The sequence below is a fragment of the Aureimonas sp. ME7 genome (assembly GCF_903970965.1).
Lineage (GTDB): Bacteria > Pseudomonadota > Alphaproteobacteria > Rhizobiales > Rhizobiaceae > Aureimonas.
Window position 1 is genome coordinate 48,391 of the sequence record NZ_CAJCKW010000008.1, and the last position, 17,221, is coordinate 65,611.

A 17,221-nucleotide genomic window follows, 5' to 3' on the forward strand; every position below is an offset into this window, starting at 1 on the left:
CCGCGACCCCTGAAACGGGAGTGCATGTTGTACGAACTCTACGAGTGGAACCACGCGGTTCTCGCCCCCTTCCGCGCCGTCGCCGACGCGACGAAGGCGCTCTACCAGAACCCCTTGAACCCGATCGCCCATACCGAGATGGGGCGCACCGTGGCGGCGATGGCCGAGCTCTTCGAGCGCACGACGCGCGTCTACGGCAAGCCCGCCTTCGACATCCACGACACGTTCGTGGACGGGATGCGCGTGCCGGTAGTGGACAAGCCGGTCTGGGAAAAGCCCTTCGCGACGCTCCTTCATTTCGAGCGCGAGCTGCGAAAGGGGCGCGCGAGCGACCCGACGTTCCTGATCGTCGCGCCGATGTCGGGCCACTACGCCACGCTCCTGCGCGGCACGGTGGAGGCGCTCCTGCCCTATGGCGAGGTCTACATCACCGATTGGCACGACGCGCGCACCGTGCCGCTCAGCGAAGGGCGCTTCGACCTCGACACCTATGTCGACTACGTCATCGAGATGCTGCGCTTCCTGGGGCCGAGCGTGAACGTCGTCGGCGTCTGCCAGCCGGCAGTGCCGGTGATGATGGCGACCGCCCGCATGGAGGAGGACGAGGACCCCTGCGCGCCGGCCACGATGACGCTGATGGGCGGCCCGATCGACACGCGCGTCAACCCGACCGCGGTCAACAAGCTGGCCGAGGATCGCGGGATCGACTGGTTCCGCGACAACGTCATCATGAAGGTACCGTTTCCCCAACCCGGCTTCATGCGCGAGGTCTATCCCGGCTTCCTGCAACTCACCGGCTTCATGTCGATGAACCTCGACCGGCACCTGATCGCGCACAAGGACTTCTTCTGGCACCTCGTGAAGAACGACGGCGACGGGGCCGAGAAGCACCGTGCCTTCTACGACGAATACAACGCGGTGATGGACCTCACGGCCGAGTTCTACCTCCAGACGGTGGAGGAGGTGTTCATCAAGCACTCGCTGCCGAAGGGCACGATCACCCATCACGGCCACCGGCTGGACATGGGAAAGATCCGCCGCACCGCGCTTCTGACGGTGGAAGGCGAGAACGACGACATTTCTGGCGTCGGCCAGACGCGCGCGGCGCACGACCTTTGCCGCAACATTCCGGACGAGAAGCGCGTCCACTATCTCCAGCCTAAGGTCGGCCATTACGGCGTCTTCAACGGCTCGCGCTTCCGCGCCGAGATCGCGCCGCGCATCGTCGACTTCGCCCTGACGCACGGGCACCGGGCGGAGGCGCGGGCACCGGTCGCGGCCGAGGCGAAGGGCGAGCAAACCTTGGTGCCGCCGGAGGCGCTGGAGGGCGCGCCGCTCGGGGAGGAGGCGGCCGCCTCCGCCCTGGCGCTCGCAGGCGCCTCGGTGAGCGAAGGCCATGCGGCGACGCACGGACCCCACGATCTGCCGGCCACCGATGTTCTGTCGGCCGGCGTCGTGCTGCCGGCGCCCGCCGAGGGCGAGGCGACCGGCAAGCCTGCGGGCGCGTCCATCCTCACCAAAGCCCTGTCCAAGGTGAAGCGACCGAGTTGACGCGCTCGTCACCGGAATCTCGTTGAACGCGCGTTCGGCCGTTCCCATCTGTGATTCGGGATCCTCGCCCGCTTCCCATGGGCTCTGGTTGATGGACACCGACATGACGTCTCAAGCTTTGATCCGCCCGGCCTGGACGCCGGCGACGATTGCCCTGATGGTTCTGGGCTTCATGGCCTATTGGCCGCTGGGCCTCGCCGTTCTGGCCTATATCCTGTGGGGCGACCGGCTCGAGGTCTTCCGCCGCGACGTCGGCCGGGCGACGGACCGCGTCGCCGCCGGCTTCCGCCGCTCGGGCGCGCGCATGCCGTTTGCGGCCGAGCGCACCGGCAACGTCGCGTTCGACGATTGGCGCGAGGCCGAGCTGAAGCGCCTCGACGAGGAGCGCGCCCGCCTGCAGGAGATGAGCGCCGAGTTCGAGACCTATGCGCGCGAGCTTCGCCGCGCCAAGGACCAGGAAGACTTCGACCGCTTCATGTCGCACCGCAAGCGTCGGGGCGACGTGGTGGACGCCGAGTTCGTCGACGCCAACTGATCGGGCGGACGGGTATCTTCGAGGCCGCCGGCATCCGTGCCGGCGGCCTTTTTCGTGAAGGCCGCGTTGCCTGCGCGCCCGGGCGGGGCGTATGGGAAACGGCAAGGGGCGAAGCTTTGCGGCGGGGCGCATGATCGAATCCATCCTGGAGCGCTGGTCGGGGCGCAAACGGGCCGCGCCGACGCCCGCCTGGCCGGCGAGCGTTTCCATCGCCGATCGCGCGGTGCCGCTCGAAGTGCGCGAGCATCCGACGGCCCGGCGCATCGTGATGCGCCTTGCCCCCGGCGGCACGGCGCTCCGCCTCACCGTTCCCCGCAAGACCCCGCCGCGCATCGTTCTGGCCTTTCTGGAGCGCCATCGCAGCTGGGCGGAGGAGCGTTTGGCCGGCGCGACGGGGCGCATCGTGGTGGGGGCGGGAACCTGCCTTCCTCTGAGGGGCGAACCCTGGCGCATCCTCCACGACCCGTCCGCCCGCAGCGCCCGCCTGGAGCGGGACGAAAGCGGGAATGCCCTTCGGCTCGGCGGGGACGGGGCGCATCTCGCCCGCCGCGCGGCGGACTTCCTGAAGCGCGAGGCGCGGCGCGACCTTCAGGCGGCGGTGGACCGCCATGCCGGCGCGGTTGGGCTCGGGCCCCGCTCGCTCGCGCTCAAGGACACGGTGAGCCGCTGGGGCTCGTGCACGGTCGATCGCCGCCTCGCCTTTTCCTGGCGGGTCGTCATGGCGCCGCCCTTCGTGCTCGACTATCTCGCTGCCCACGAGGTCGCCCACTTCCGGGAGATGAACCACGGGCCGGCCTTCTGGGCGCTGTGCCGGGAGCTTTGCCCCGACATGGATCGCGGACGCCAGTGGCTGAAGCGCGAGGGCGCATCGCTCCACGCCTACGACTTCGGCGCCTGACCGTTTGCCTTGAGGGGCTTCGCCTTTACAGCGGCCCCGCTTCGGCGCGATAAGACCGCTTCCATTCTTTCAAGGCTTTGCGAACCATCGTGAACCGCCCGCATATCAAGATCTGCGGCCTCAAGACCGAAGGCCATATCGACACGGTGCTGGACCGCGGCGGCGCCGAGATCGGGTTCGTGCATTTCGAGAAGAGCCCCCGGCACCTTTCGATCGAGGACATGATCCGCTTGCGCGCCCATGTCGGCGGCCGTGCGCTGGTGACGCTCGTCCTGGTGGATGCGGACGACGACCTTCTGAAGCGTTTGAGCGCAAGGGTGCGGCCCGACGTCCTGCAATTGCATGGAAGCGAGAGTGTCGCGCGGGTCGCCGAGATTTCGGCGCTGACGGGCGTGACGGTGATGAAGGCGATTCCCGTCGCGACAGGCGCGGATCTCACCGAGATCGATCGCTTTCGCCCGGTGGCCGATCGCATTCTTCTGGACGCGCGTGCTCCAAAGAACGCGAAACTTCCCGGCGGCAACGGCGTTTCCTTCGACTGGGGCATCCTCGATGCCCTGCCGGAGCGGGACTTCATCCTGTCCGGCGGCATCAACCCGTCCACGGTGGAGATGGCGGTGCGCCGCGTGCAGCCCTACGGCCTCGATATTTCCTCCGGCGTCGAGGTGTCGCCCGGCGTCAAGGACGACGGGCTGATCCACCACCTGTTCGACGCCTTCGAAGCGGCCGTGGACGCCGGCCCCCTCCCGCAAACCATTGAAGCCCGCAGGTTCGCATGACCGAGATCCCGACCCCCAACTCCTTCCGCCTGGGGCCCGACGAAAGCGGTCTGTTCGGCCAGTTCGGCGGGCGCTTCGTCGCCGAAACGCTGATGCCGATCATCCTCGATCTGGAGGAAGCCTACACGACCGCCAAGGGCGATCCGGCGTTCCGCGCCGAACTGGACGGCCTCCAGACGCACTACACCGGCCGCCCGAGCCCGCTCTACTTCGCCGAGCGCCTGACCGAGCACTTCGGCGGCGCGCGGGTGTATCTGAAGCGTGAGGAGCTGAACCACACTGGCTCGCACAAGATCAACAATTGTCTCGGGCAGATCCTCCTCGCCCGGCGCATGGGCAAGACGCGCATCATCGCCGAAACCGGCGCCGGCCAACACGGCGTCGCCACCGCCACCGTTTGCGCGCGCTTCGGCATGCCCTGCGTCGTCTTCATGGGCGCGACGGACGTGGAGCGCCAGAAGCCCAACGTCTTCCGCATGAAGCTGCTCGGCGCCGAGGTGCGCGCCGTGACGGCAGGCGCAGGTACGCTGAAGGACGCGATGAACGAGGCGCTGCGCGACTGGGTCACCAACGTTTCCGACACCTACTACCTGATCGGCACCGCCGCCGGGCCGCACCCCTATCCCGCCATGGTGCGCGACTTCCAGCAGGTAATCGGCGACGAGACGCGGGCGCAGATGCTGGAGGAAACGGGCGCACTGCCCGATGCCGTCGTCGCGTGCGTCGGCGGCGGGTCCAACGCCATCGGCATGTTCCGCGCCTTCCTGGACGATCCCACCGTCGCGATCTACGGCGCGGAAGCGGGCGGCCACGGATTGTCGATCGAGAACGGCCATGCCGCTTCCATGAGCGGTGGGCGGCCGGGCGTTCTTCACGGCAACCGCACCTATCTCCTGCAGGACGCGAACGGGCAGATCCTGGAAGGCCACTCGATCTCGGCCGGCCTCGACTATCCCGGCGTCGGCCCCGAGCATTCCTGGCTGCGCGACACCGGCCGCGTCTCCTACGTGCCCGTCACCGACGACGAGGCGGTGGACGCGTTCCACCTCTGCACTCGCCTCGAAGGCATCATCCCGGCGCTGGAGTCGGCCCACGGCCTCGCTCACGTCGCCAAGATCGCGCCGACCATGGGACGCGAACAGTCCATCGTCCTCTGCCTGTCCGGCCGAGGCGACAAGGACGTCCACACGATCGCCGGGCGCATGGGAATGGAGCTTTGAGCGCCTGCGCGCGAGCGGCGGATCCGGCACCGGAGACGTTTCGCCCGCGCGCCTTCGCCTTCCACGGCCTTTGGCGCCCGCGCGGTGCGGCGCTGAAGCTCTATTCGATCCGGGCCGGCGAGGGCCCGATCGATCCCGTGCTCTTCGATGACGCCGAACGGGTCGTCTCGGGTAGCGCACCCACCGATGCTCCCGTCGGCTCCGTCGTCCTCCATCGCGGCGAGGAAGCCGTCTGGCTGCTCCTCCTCTGGTGGATGCCGGGCGGCATCCTGGCCGAGCGCCTGTGGCGCCGCCCGCTGGACGGGGCGACCGGTTTCGAGCCGGTTGAGCGTCCGCTGATGGCCTGCGTCTGGGAACTGTCGGTGATCGGTTTCGAGCGCGACGCCTATGTCGCGACGGTCATGGCGGGCGGAACGCAAAATGCCTATCTCGACCGAACCCTGCCGGAGGGTGAGTATTGACGGCGGCGAGCGTGCTCGATGTTTGGGTCTCCTGCCCCGACGGGGCGACGGCGCGAGAGATCGCCGACGCCCTTCTGGGTAAGCGCCTTGCAGCCTGCTGCCAGATCGGCGCGCCGATCGAAAGCCGGTACCGCTGGAACGGGGCGATCGAGCGGGCCGGCGAAGTGCCGCTCCTAGTGAAGACGTGGCCCGAACTCTTCGGCGCGGTGGCGGAGACCATCCGCCTCCTGCACCCCTACGAGACCCCCGCGATTACGGGAACGCAAGTCCTGTGCGACGCTGCCACCTTGAGATGGATCGAGGAGGCCTGTATCGCATCGGCTGAACCAGAGGCCGGGGCGGAACCATGACCACACGCATCGAAACGCGCTTTGCCGAATTGAGAAGCCAAGAGCGCCCCGCGCTCGTCACCTTCGTCATGGCGGGCGACCCGGACGCCGAGACGACGCTCGCCGTCCTCAAAGCCCTGCCGGAAGCCGGCGCCGACCTCATCGAGCTCGGCATGCCGTTTTCCGACCCGATGGCGGACGGCCCCGCGATCCAGCGTGCCGGCCTGCGCGCGCTGGAAGCGGGCGAAACGCTGGCGCGAACGCTGGACACGGTGCGCGCCTTCCGCTCGGGCGACGGGGCGACGCCCATCATTCTGATGGGCTACTACAACCCAGTCTTCATCTACGGTGTCGAGCGTTTCGTGGCCGATGCGAAGGCGGCCGGCGTCGATGGGCTCATCGTCGTCGACCTGCCGCCCGAGATGGACGGCGAACTTTGTCTGCCGGCGCTCGCCGGGGGCTTGAACTTCGTGCGTCTGGCGACGCCCACCACCGACGAGAAGCGCCTGCCGGCCGTTCTCTCCAACACGTCGGGCTTCGTCTACTACGTTTCGGTCAACGGCATCACCGGCTCGGCCGCGCCCGACACCACGGCCGTCGCTGCCGCCGTCACCCGCATCAAGGCCAAGACCGACCTGCCGGTCTGCGTCGGCTTCGGCGTGCGCACGGCCGAACAGGCGGCCGCGATCGGGCGCCACGCCGACGGCGTCGTGGTCGGCTCGGCGCTGGTGTCCGCCATCGAAGGCGCACAGGGCCAGGGAACGGCGGCGGCCGTCGAGGCGGTGTCCTCTCTGGTGCGCGAACTCGCCCAAGGGCTGCGCGAGGCCAGGCTTGCGGCGGCCTGAGGGCGCCGCCATCTCTTCCATCACGTCCGTCGGCTTCGGTCGCTCTCCCAGCGCCGCCGTCGGTCCATCACTCCTCGAGAACGAGACCCGCCCGTGAACTGGATCACCAACTACGTTCGCCCGAAGATCACGAGCCTTCTCGGCCAGCAGCCGCGCGAGGTGCCCGAGAATCTCTGGATCAAGTGCCCGGAAACGGGCGAGATGGTGTTCCACAAGGATCTCGAAGCCAATCAGTTCGTCATCCCGTCCTCGAACTTCCACATGCGCATCGGCGCGCGCGACCGGCTGACCAGCTTCTTCGACGGCGGCCTGTTCGAGGAAGTGGCGCTGGAAAAGGTGCCGGTGGACCCGTTGAAGTTCCGCGACGAGCGGCGCTATGTCGACCGCCTCAAGGATTCGCGCGCCAAGACCGGCATGGAGGATTCGGTTCTCGTCGCCTGCGGCGAGATCGAGACGCTGCCGATCGTCGCCGCCGTGCAGGACTTCGCCTTCATGGGCGGCTCGCTCGGCATGGCGGCGGGTGAGGCGATCGTGACGGCCGCCGAAACCGCGGTGGAGCGGCATCGCCCGCTCGTTCTCTTCGCCTCGTCGGGCGGCGCTCGCATGCAGGAGGGCATCTTGTCGCTGATGCAGCTGCCGCGCACCACGGTCGCGGTGGACATGGTGAAGGAAGCGGGGCTTCCCTACGTCGTCGTCCTCACCAACCCGACGACGGGCGGTGTCACCGCGTCCTACGCGATGCTGGGCGATGTCCACATCGCCGAACCTGGCGCTTTGATCGGCTTTGCCGGCCCGCGCGTCATCGAGCAGACGATCCGCGAAAAGCTGCCCGAGGGCTTCCAGCGCTCCGAATACCTGATGGAGCATGGTATGGTGGACATGGTGGTCCACCGGCACGAGCTGAAGGCCACCATCGCCAAGCTCCTCAAGGTTCTGACCAAGGCGCCGCTGCCGGCCTTGCCCGCGCCCGAAAGCGCGCCGGCCGAAGCCGCCGCTTAGATCCCGCCGTGAACGCGCCCAGCCTTGCGAGCGTCGAGATCGACCGGCTGCTCGACCGCTTTCCCAAGGGTTTCGATCTGAAGCTCGACCGGATCACCCGGCTCCTCGGCGCCTTGAGCGATCCGCACCGGCGCCTCGCGCCGGTGATCCATGTCGCGGGCACCAACGGCAAGGGCTCCACCGTCGCCTTCTCGCGCGCCATCCTGGAAGCGATGGGCCGGGGCGTTCATGTCCACACCTCGCCCCATCTCGTGGACTGGCACGAACGCTATCGGCTTGCCGGCACGGGGGGCGCGGCCGGGGCGCTCGTCGGCGACGAGGCACTGGCGGAGGCCGTCGCGCGAGCGCTCGCGGCGAACGGCGAGAACGCGATCACCGTGTTCGAGCTCCTGACCGCCGTCGCCTTTCTCCTGTTCGCCGAGCATCCGGCCGACGCGGTGCTGCTCGAGGTGGGCCTCGGTGGGCGCTTCGACGCCACCAATGTCGTGGAAAAGCCGGCGGTGACCGCCGTCACCTCGATCTCGCTCGACCATCAGGCCTATCTCGGCGACCGGGTGGAACTGATCGCGGCCGAGAAAGCCGGCATCTTCAAGCGCGGCACGCCGGTCGTGATCGGGCCGCAGACGGAGAGCGGCGCGCTGGAGGTCCTGAAGACGCAAGGCGCACGCACGGGCGCCAGGGTCTCGACCTATGGCGAGGACTTCTTCGCCTTTTCCGAACACGGCCGCTTCGTCTACCAGGACGAGAGCGGGCTTCTCGACCTGACCCTGCCGCGCCTGCCGGGACGCCACCAGATCGGCAATGCGGCGACCGCGATCGCGGCGCTTCGCGCCGGCGGCTTCGCGCCGACGAACGCGGAGATCGAGCGCGGCATCCAGGCCGCCGAATGGCCGGGCCGCCTCCAGCGCATCACCTCCGGCCCGCTGGTGGAACTGGCTGCGCCGGGATCCGAAATCTGGCTCGACGGCGGGCATAATCCGGGCGCCGGCCTCGTCGTCGCGGAAAGCCTCGCCGACATGGAGGACCGGGTGTCCCGGCCCTTGTTCCTGATCTCGGGCATGTTGAACACCAAGGAGCCGGTCGGCTTCTTCGAAGCCTTCGCCGGCATGGCGCGCCATGTCTTCACCGTGCCGATCCGCTCGTCGGACGCCGGCGTCAGCCCAGTCGATCTGGCTGACGCCGCGATGGAGGCCGGGCTCGACGCCGAACCGGCGGAGAGCGTGGAAGCCGCCATCCGCCGGGTTTCGGCGGGCTGGGCCGGCGGCCCCGCGCCGCGCTTCCTGATCTGCGGCTCGCTCTATCTCGTCGGCGACGTTCTCAAGGCGAGCGGTCTGGCGCCGCGCTGAATATGAAAAGGCCCGCGACCGTTCTCGGTGCGGGCCTTTCTTGTCGAAATCCGAAAAGGATCAGGCGGCGACGTTCGAGTTGATCCAGGCGAGGAGCTTGGACTTCGGTGCCGCGCCGACCTGGACGCTCGCCTGCTGACCATCCTTGAACAGCATCAGCGTCGGGATCGAGCGCACGCCGAACTGGGCGGCGAGGTCCGGGTTCTCGTCGATATTGACCTTGACGATCTCCACGGCATCCGACTCCTCGGAAATCTCCTCGAGGCTCGGCGCGATCATCTTGCACGGGCCGCACCACTCGGCCCAGAAATCGACGACCACGGGCTTGGACGCTTGGAGGACATCGGCCTGGAACGAGGCGTTGTCGGTTTTCTTGGTGGCCATGGGGCGCTCCGCTGGCACGGCGCCGGCTGGGGTGGACCCCCGGGCGGAACGCCGCGTGTTGGTTCGACAAGGGGAACAGGTCAGCGGGGAATCGCCCGCCCGCCCTGTCCGGTTGCACCATAGGTAGATGGGAGGGGGGACGGGTTCAAGCCGCCCCGCCCGCCGCCAGCGCTCGCGCTTCCCGCTCGGCCAGTGCGGCACGCAGCGCATCGTCCGGAATCTCGACGAGGCGCGGACCCTCGCTATAGAGAAGCGCCGCCCGGATGCGGCGCTCGGGAAACAGCGGGCGGATCAGCTCGGCATAAAGCGCCATCTGGAGGACGTGCCCGCCCGGTACGTCGCTCAAGTCCTGCGGGCAGGGCCGCGTCGTCTTGTAGTCGAGGATGTGGACGGTGTCGGCCGAAAGGGCGAGCCGGTCGATCGCGCCGTTCACCGCGTATCGGCGGCCGGCAAACGCGATCTCGCCGGACACCGCGACCTCGGCGCGATTGCCGGGCGCGAAATAGGCGGCAAAGGCCGGGTCCTCCAGGATGGCGAGCGCCTGCGCGGCGATAGCGTCCGCCTCGGTCTCGCCCAGCGCTTCGCCCGAGCGCGCGGCAAAGGCGTAGGCTGCGGCCTCGCGCTCGGGAGGGGGGAGATCGGGCAACGCCTGGAGCAGGCGGTGCAGGAGTACGCCGCGACGGATGCCGGTGCCGGGACGCGCACCGGCCCCCAGCACGGGCGAGACGATGCGCGCGCCCGTTTCGTCCTCCGCGATCACCTCGATCCGGTTGCCGCCAGCGGCCGTCGAGGGCTGGAGCGGGCGGGGCGGAAGCTCTTCGGGGGGGAGGGGCGACAGGTCGATCTCGCGAAAGCGGGGGGCCGCCGGCGCGTCTTCGCCCTCCATACGCTCCGCCACAGGATCGACCCCGAGGCGCCAGCTCAGCGTTTCGCCCGTTTCCGGGTCGCGGATCTCGCGCGCGGCGGGCTTCAGGGCGGCTTCCACGCGGCTCAGCCAGGAGTTCTCGTCCGGCCCGCGCAGGCCCGACAGGCCGCACACGACGAGGCGGTCGGCAGCGCGCGTCAGCCCGACATAAAGGAGCCGGCGATACTCGTCCTCGGCGCGCGCGCGCTCGGTTTCGCGCAGCGCGGCGATCGCCTCGCCCTTGGTGGCCGTGTCCGGGCACCAGAGAAAGCCCGGCGGCGTATCGGGGGGCAGGCCCGGCATGTCGGTCCATTCCATCAGCTTGGCGCCGTGGGAATGGCTGAACGGGGCGGAGCCGGGATCGACCAGAAACACGACAGGCGCTTCGAGGCCCTTGGAGGCGTGCGTCGTCATGATGCGGACCTCGCCGCGCCCGTGCTCCATCTCGCGCTTGATCTCCGGCGGCGAGGCGGCGAGATCGGCGAGGAACGCTTCCAGCCCGCCGCGCCCGGCCTCTTCCTCGGCGAGCGCCAGATCGAGGAACGCGTCCACCACGTCGCCGGCATCACGCCCGAGCCGGGCGACGAGCTTTTCGCGGCCCCCTTCCGGGCCGAGGATGCGGGCGAAGAAGGTGAACACGGTCTCGAAACCGGCGCGGCGGCGCAACTCCTCCAGCCGGTCGAACGCCTTCGCGGCCTTCTCGCGCAAAGTCTCTCGCGCCGCGCCCTCGACGAAGGGGGGGATGCGCTCCTCCCCGCCGGGGCGGGCGAGGCGGCGGAGCGCGAAGTAGAGCGCTTCCGGTCGGCGCAGGTTTTTCCGCGACAGGGCGAGGGCCAGGAGGTCGTCGTCGGAAAAGCCGAAGAGCGGGCTTTTCAGGACGGCGGCGAGCGACAGCTCGTCCTCGGCGTTGGAGACCGTGCGGCCGAGCGCCATCAGGTCCTCGGCGGCGATATGCTGGGTGATCACCAGGCGGTCGGCGCCCGCCACGCGAATGCCGGCCTCGCGCAGCGCCGAGCCCATGGCCGCGACGAAGCCGGAGCGCTTGCGCACGAGAACGATGACGTCGCCGGCGTTCAACGGGCGCAGTACGCCCTTGACGCGGATCGGCTGGCCGAGCCAACCGCGAATGGTGGCGGCGATGCGGCGAGCCAGACGGTTGGCGGGCGAGAACTCGGGCTGGTGGTCGATCGGCTCCAGCCAGTCCTCGTTCTGCGGGACGGCGGCCGGCGTCACCACGGGCCAGACCTCGATCAGGCCGGGGTCGCGCCCGCGCGCCGAAACGTGCACCGGCGGCTCGTCGCCGGACTGGAGGCCGCGCCGGTCCGCCGGCTCGGCGAAGACACGGTCCACCGCCTCCAGGATGTCAGGCACGGAGCGGAAGGACTGGTGCAGCTCGACGCGCGAGAAGGGGCGCTCGCCGCCTTCCGCGATCCGTTGCAGATGGTCTCGCTCGCGCGCGAACATTTCGGGCGAGGCGCCTTGGAAGGAATAGATCGACTGCTTCTCGTCGCCGACCGCGAAGACGGTGCGCGGACGAACGGAGGCCGAGGCGCCGGCGAAGAACTCCTCCACCAACTGGCGCACCACCTGCCACTGACGCGGGCTCGTGTCCTGCGCCTCGTCGACGAGAACGTGGTCGATGCCCCGGTCGAGCTTGTAGTGGACCCAAGCCGACGCGTCCGAGCGCAGAAGCAGATCGGCGGTGCGCACGATCAGATCCTCGAAATCGAGCCGGCCGCGACGGCGCTTGAGCGCGGCGTAGTCGGCCTCGAGCTTTTCGGCGATGGTCAGCGCGGCGGCGCTGGCGCGCGCGAGGCGCACGGTGGCGAGGCGCTCGCGCCGCTCCTCGACGAAGGCGGCGAGGTCTTCCAGCCGCTCGGCGAAGTCGGGGAAGCCGTCGCTCACCGCCTTGGTGGCGACGCTGGAGGATTTGTAGCGACCGCCGTCCGCCTTGATGACGATCGAGGACAGGGCCTCGAAGCGCGCCTCCGGCGTCCCGGACGCTTCCACGAGGGCGAGCTTGGCGGCGAGCTTGGCGTCGGTCGCCTTGCCCGAGCGCTCGGCGGCTTCCGCCAGCACTTCGCGGAACGAGTCCTCGAAGCCCGGCGGGTCTATGGCTTCCCTGAGAACGCTCACTTCGTCCTCGCCCGGCCGCAGGCCGAGGGCGCGGCGAAGACGCGCTTCGGCTTTCTCTCGGCCGCCCATCGCATCCAGATGGCGGCGCAGGCGGTCGCGACGCTGAACGATCTCGCCGAGCAGCGCGTCGAGCCCCCATTCCCCGGCCATCGACAGGGCGTCGGCGAAGGCTTTCGCCAATGCTGCGTCTTCCGCGTCCTGGCCGCCGAGGGCGGTCGGGGTGGTGCGCGCGCCCGAGATCAGCATGCGCCTCGCCTCGGCCAGAAGGAGCGCGCTTTCCGTCTCGTCCATCACCTCGAAATGGCCGGGAATGTTGGCTTCCAGCGGGAACTGGTGGAGCACCGCCTCGCAGAAGGCGTGGATCGTCTGGATCTTGAGCCCGCCCGGCGTTTCCAGCGCGCTGGCGAAGAGGCGCCGGGCCTGGGCGAGGCGCTCCGTCGAGGGCCGGCGCCGGTCCAGCGCCTCGATCGCCTTTCGCAACTCCGCCTCGTCCATCATTGCCCAGGCCGACAGACGGGCGAAGACGCGGGCCTGCATCTCGGCGGCGGCCGCCTTGGTGTAGGTGAGGCAAAGGATCTTGGACGGCTCGGCGCCCGCCAGAAGCAGGCGCACCACGCGCTCGGTGAGGACATGGGTCTTGCCCGAGCCCGCGTTGGCGGCGACGAACACCGAGCGCTCGGGGTCGGAGGCGATGCGCTGCGCGTCGATCGTGGCCGGCAGGACTTCGCTCATTCCGAACCCTCCTCACCGACGCCCGCCACCGCCCATTCGCGGGCCCGGGCGAGATGGTCGTAGGGGCCGGAAAAGTCGCCGGCGAGAAACGGCCGCGCGCGAGACAGGTAGCCCCTTGTAGGCACGCGATACGCCGCCGCCAGCCGTCGGAAGGCACCGAGCGCCCCGTCCGACAGGTCGTCTCCCGTTTGCGGCTCGCCGGTGCGCCCGCCGCCGTGGGCGAGGCGCTCCTCGTAGAAGTCGCGCTCGCGCAGTCGGACATAGACGAGGTCGCGCACCGTGCCGACGCGCCCCAGCCCTTCGAAGCCGCCGAGACGCGCCATCGCTCCTTCCAGCGGCAGCTGCGGGCTGAGAAGCGTGCGCGCCTGTTTTACCGACGGCGTGGTGCCGGTCTTGTAGTCGATGATCTCCACCGAGCCGTCGCGCATTCGATCGATGCGATCGGCATAGCCGTGGAAGCCGACGCCGATGTCGGGCAGGTCGTAGGCACCCTTCACCTCCGTCAGGCGTTCGGCGACGTCCGGCCAGCGTTCGACCTCCCAGGCGATCATGTTGGTGGCCAGCGTTTCCATGCGCGGCCACCACACCGCTTCGATCTCGGGCGGCAGGGACGCCTCGTCGAACGCCTCGCGTGCGATGGCAAGAAGCGCGTCGCGGGCGTCCGGCGCGTTCGGGTCGATCCCGGCGTCCACGAAGCGATGGAGGATCGCGTGGTAGAGATCGCCGCGCTCGGGCGCGCCGGGGGCGCGGATGATCTCGGGCAGCGGATCGAGCCGCAGGATGCGCCGGGCGTGGACGGCATAGGGGTCGCGCACCAGGGTTTCGACCTCGGTGAAGGAATGGCGCACCGGGCGCACCTCCACCGGGGGCCTCGGCTCCGGACGGCGCGCGGCCGGCACCATCGGCGCCTCGTCGAGGCGGCGGGCGTGGTGGAGATAGGTTTCGCCGCGCTCGCGCAGCGCCCGCGTGCCGTCCGGGCCGGCGAGCGTCAGGATGCGCTGCAGCCAGCGCGAGGCGATGGCGGGCGCCCCGCCCGCGCGGTGCGAGCGCGCGAGAACCACGCGTCGGCACCCCATCGCCATCCAGATGTCGTGGGCGGCGAGGCCGATGCGCCGCTCCGGCGGGTCGAGGTCGAGGTCGGCGCGCATCAGGCGCGACAGGAACGCGTCGGAGCGCGCCGTGCTCGGCCAGGTTCCCTCGTTCATGCCGCCCAAGATCATCACGTCGACGCTCTGGAGCCGCGCTTCCAGGGCGCCCCAGACGAAGACGCGCTGCGACAGGCCGCCGCGCGGGCGAACGTCCGTGCCGCTCATCAAGGCGCGCGCGACGTCCGGAAGCTCTTCCGGCACGAAGGCGAAGCCGGTTTCGGGAGCGGCCACCCAAGACCGCAGGAGATCGCGCAGCGCCGCGCCCGCTTCCTCGGCATAGAGCGCGGTCGGCGCGCCGTCCTCGTCCGCCGCCAAGGCTTCCAGGACACGGGTCAGGGCCTCGGCATAGGGCGCGAGCTCGCCTTCGCCCGCCCCGCGCAATTGGCCGAGCGGGCGGAGCGCCGCTTCCAGCCGCTCGGCGAGGACGCCCGCCCGGTCGCGGTCCTCCGCCTCGATCAGCTGGATCGGGCGGGGCACGCGCGCGCCCTCCGCCTCCGAGGCCGCGCGCCGCACCCGGAAAAGCTCGTGCAGCGTCGCCCCGTCGGCGACGCCGGTGCCGCCGCGAAGAGCGATCAGTTCGATCGTGCGCGCGCCCTCGCGCGCTTCGCCCGGCCGGAACCCCAGCCGCAGGAGCGGGTGCTTGAGGAGCGACAGGAGCGCGATCGGGTCGCTCGGCAGGAGCGCGACCTCCAGCGCCAAAGCCATGAACGTGCCGGGCGCCGTCGCATGCAGCGGACGGCCGGCGGAATCGTTGGCCGAAACGCCGAAGCGTTCCAGCTCGGCGACGACGCGCCGGGCGAGGTTGCGGTCGGGCGTCGTCAACGCCACCGTGGCCCCCGGCTCGCTCAGGGCATCGCGGATCGCCACCGTGATCGCCAGCGCCTCCTCGCGCTCGTCCGCCGCCTCGATCAGCTCCAGCCCGTCCAGCGCCTCGCCGCCGTGGCGCCGGCTGGCCTCCGGCCAGACGTCGGTCGTCTCGGACGGGCGCAGCGCATCCGACAGGAAGCGCTCGCGCGCGAGCAACGGGTCGCCTTCGCCCGGGCCAAGCTGTTCGATGCCGCCACGATCCACCAGCAGCCCTTGCAGAATGCGTTTCAGCCCATGCTGCGGGTGGCCGGGCGCGGCGATCGAGCGCGAGCGGTCGATCGCGTCGAAGCTTAGGCTGTCGAGATGGCAATCCACCCCCGGCAGCACCACCGCGCCGTTGGAGAGACCCGCCACCGCGCGCAGGAAGCGCAGCGTCGAGGGCGCCGTCGCCGTCGAGCCCGCGACCAGGATCGGCTCGACCGATCCCATTGCCCGCAGCCGGTCGGCCTCCGCGTCGAACCACGCGCGGCGCAGCACCGCGCGATCTTCCAGCCCACGTTCCCGCAGGATAGCCGGCCACTGATCGGACAGGATGTTCAGGAAGGTCAGCGTCAGCTGCCACCATTCGGCCAGACGATCCGGCGCGAGCTTGGCGAGATCATGAAGCTTGGCTTCCTCCGTCGCCGCCTCGTCCAGAAACGCGCACAGATCCTCCGCCGAATACAGGGCATCCGCCGCCGAAGCCGGCAGCACGATCTCCTCCGAGGCCATCACCCGCAGCGCCTGCCGGTTCAACCCCTCCTTCCAGAAGCGCACGAGCCGCGCCAAGAGCAGCTGCCGCTCCAGCGCATCCATCTCCGGCTTCAGCTCGCCTTCGAGCCTGAGAAACGCCGAGGCTTCGTCCGCATCGCCCAGCGTGCGAATCGAGGGCAGGATCGCTGACCCGCCCCCCAGCGCCCGCCCGAACTCCCCCGCCAGCGCCCGCACCGCACGACGCGTCGGCACAAGGATCGTCAGCCCCGCCAGCGCCAGCGGATCCCCCCCGAAATCCCGCTCGGGAAAGAACCGCCCCCCAAGCACCCCGCGCGTCAGCGTCGGCAAGAAGGGAAGACCGGGAGAAATCGAGAACACACGAGACCGCATCGCGCCAGTCTAGCCGAGGGCGCGGCGGGTGCGAAGGGCGGAGGTGGCGGGGCTATCGCCCCGGGCTCCATCCGGGAAGGAATTCCCGGACCCTTCTTTTCTTTTGAGGACTTTTCCCAATCGGAAGGGGGCCAGGGGCCCCCTTCCGATTGGGACACTCTTCAACAGATGAGGGGTCCAGGGGAAATCATTTCCCCTGGCGGGGTTTGGGGCGGAGCCCCATCAGCAACACCTACGCGCGCTGCGCCCGTGTGGCGCTGGCGGTGAAGGCGGCTTCGGCTTCACCGATGGCTCCGGGAGTGCCGACGGTGATCCAGAGGCCGTCGAGGCGGGCGCCGAAGAGGCGTTCGGCTTCCAGGGCGGTGTCGAAGACGCGGTTGAGGGAGAAGGTTTCTTCCGGCAAGCCGCGGAAGAGGTCGGGCTTGAGGATGCCGGCGCCGGCATAGATGAAGGGGCTCATGTCGCGCTCGGCGACGCGTTGGAGGCGGCCTTCCCGGTCCATGACGAAGTCGCCACGCCCGTCGTAGCCGGTGGCCTGTCGCATTTCGGCGATCAGGAGGAGCATGTCGGCGGAGGCCGGGTTCCAGAGGTCGGCGAGGAGATCGAGGTTGTCGCGGTATCCGTCGATCCAGAACGTGTCGGAATTGATGAGGTAGAAGGGCTCGTGCCCTAGATGGGGCAGGGCGCGCACGATGCCGCCGCCCGATTCGAGAAGCCGGTCGGTCTCGTCGGAGACGATGACTTCCATGTCGCGACGCTTGCGCAGGTGGGCGCGCATGAGGTCGGCCATGTAGTGGACGTTGACGACGACGCGCTCGACGCCGTTGCGCTTGAGCGCATCGAGCCCGTAGTCGATCAGCGCCTTGCCGCGGATTTCGACGAGGGGCTTGGGAATGGTGGAGGTGATCGGGCGCATCCGCTTGCCGAGGCCCGCCGCTAGGATCATGGCGGTCTTCGGCTTGGGGGTGCGGGGCGTGCGAGGGGCGATGGGGGAAGCGGCGTTC

At 69.7% G+C, this 17,221-nt stretch carries 14 protein-coding genes; 10 read left to right on the plus strand and 4 right to left on the minus strand.

The features are described 5' to 3' along the window. The first annotated feature begins 24 nt into the window (after positions 1-24). The 10 genes from phaZ (at position 25) to H7A85_RS14405 (ending at position 8,963) form a co-directional block, all read left to right on the plus strand. Positions 25-1,551: a polyhydroxyalkanoate depolymerase gene (gene phaZ / locus H7A85_RS14360; protein WP_182086645.1), complete on the plus strand. Its 1,527-nt coding sequence runs from the start codon at positions 25-27 to the stop codon at positions 1,549-1,551. A gap of 103 nt (positions 1,552-1,654) precedes the next feature. After that, positions 1,655-2,086, plus strand: a complete 432-nt coding sequence (locus H7A85_RS14365; protein ID WP_182086646.1) for a DUF2852 domain-containing protein — start codon at positions 1,655-1,657, stop codon at positions 2,084-2,086. A 130-nt stretch (positions 2,087-2,216) separates the two neighbouring features. After that, positions 2,217-2,984 (plus strand): SprT family zinc-dependent metalloprotease, encoded by a 768-nt coding sequence (locus tag H7A85_RS14370; RefSeq protein WP_182086647.1) that lies wholly within the window; start codon positions 2,217-2,219, stop codon positions 2,982-2,984. 89 nt (positions 2,985-3,073) lie between these two features. After that, entirely contained in the window at positions 3,074-3,763 is a 690-nt protein-coding gene (locus H7A85_RS14375) for a phosphoribosylanthranilate isomerase (RefSeq protein ID WP_182086648.1), read from the plus strand. Further along, a complete protein-coding gene (trpB, locus tag H7A85_RS14380; RefSeq protein ID WP_182086649.1) occupies positions 3,760-4,983 on the plus strand; it encodes a tryptophan synthase subunit beta in 1,224 nt (407 codons plus the stop codon). Before H7A85_RS14375 ends, trpB begins: the two co-directional genes overlap by 4 nt. Next, a complete protein-coding gene (locus H7A85_RS14385; protein WP_182086650.1) occupies positions 4,980-5,444 on the plus strand; it encodes a hypothetical protein in 465 nt (154 codons plus the stop codon). The genes trpB and H7A85_RS14385 overlap by 4 nt, the downstream gene beginning before the upstream one ends. Further along, complete coding sequence (cutA, locus tag H7A85_RS14390; RefSeq protein ID WP_182086651.1) at positions 5,441-5,794, plus strand: divalent-cation tolerance protein CutA; 354 nt, start codon at positions 5,441-5,443, stop codon at positions 5,792-5,794. Before H7A85_RS14385 ends, cutA begins: the two co-directional genes overlap by 4 nt. Then, positions 5,791-6,618: a tryptophan synthase subunit alpha gene (gene trpA / locus H7A85_RS14395; protein WP_182086652.1), complete on the plus strand. Its 828-nt coding sequence runs from the start codon at positions 5,791-5,793 to the stop codon at positions 6,616-6,618. The genes cutA and trpA overlap by 4 nt, the downstream gene beginning before the upstream one ends. 93 nt (positions 6,619-6,711) lie before the next feature. After that, a complete protein-coding gene (accD, locus tag H7A85_RS14400; protein WP_182086653.1) occupies positions 6,712-7,617 on the plus strand; it encodes an acetyl-CoA carboxylase, carboxyltransferase subunit beta in 906 nt (301 codons plus the stop codon). A gap of 8 nt (positions 7,618-7,625) precedes the next feature. After that, positions 7,626-8,963, plus strand: coding sequence for a folylpolyglutamate synthase/dihydrofolate synthase family protein (locus H7A85_RS14405; protein ID WP_182086654.1), 1,338 nt, complete (start codon positions 7,626-7,628; stop codon positions 8,961-8,963). A 60-nt stretch (positions 8,964-9,023) separates the two neighbouring features. On the opposite strand, the gene trxA is transcribed toward H7A85_RS14405, so the two are convergent. The 4 genes from trxA to H7A85_RS14425 all read right to left on the minus strand — a co-directional run bounded on the left by trxA (position 9,024) and on the right by H7A85_RS14425 (position 17,163). After that, the gene (trxA, locus tag H7A85_RS14410; protein ID WP_182086655.1) at positions 9,024-9,347 is read right to left on the minus strand and encodes a thioredoxin; all 324 of its coding nucleotides are present in this window, start codon (positions 9,345-9,347) and stop codon (positions 9,024-9,026) included. 145 nt (positions 9,348-9,492) lie between these two features. Further along, positions 9,493-13,119 carry a double-strand break repair helicase AddA gene (gene addA, locus H7A85_RS14415; protein WP_182086656.1) on the minus strand — a complete coding sequence of 1,209 codons (3,627 nt, stop codon included), beginning with the start codon at positions 13,117-13,119 and terminating at the stop codon, positions 9,493-9,495. Beyond that, positions 13,116-16,205, minus strand: a complete 3,090-nt coding sequence (gene addB, locus H7A85_RS14420; RefSeq protein ID WP_244631201.1) for a double-strand break repair protein AddB — start codon at positions 16,203-16,205, stop codon at positions 13,116-13,118. The genes addA and addB overlap by 4 nt, the downstream gene beginning before the upstream one ends. 244 nt (positions 16,206-16,449) lie before the next feature. Next, positions 16,450-17,163, minus strand: coding sequence for a nucleotidyltransferase family protein (locus tag H7A85_RS14425; RefSeq protein ID WP_182086658.1), 714 nt, complete (start codon positions 17,161-17,163; stop codon positions 16,450-16,452). Between the last annotated feature and the right edge of the window lie 58 nt (positions 17,164-17,221).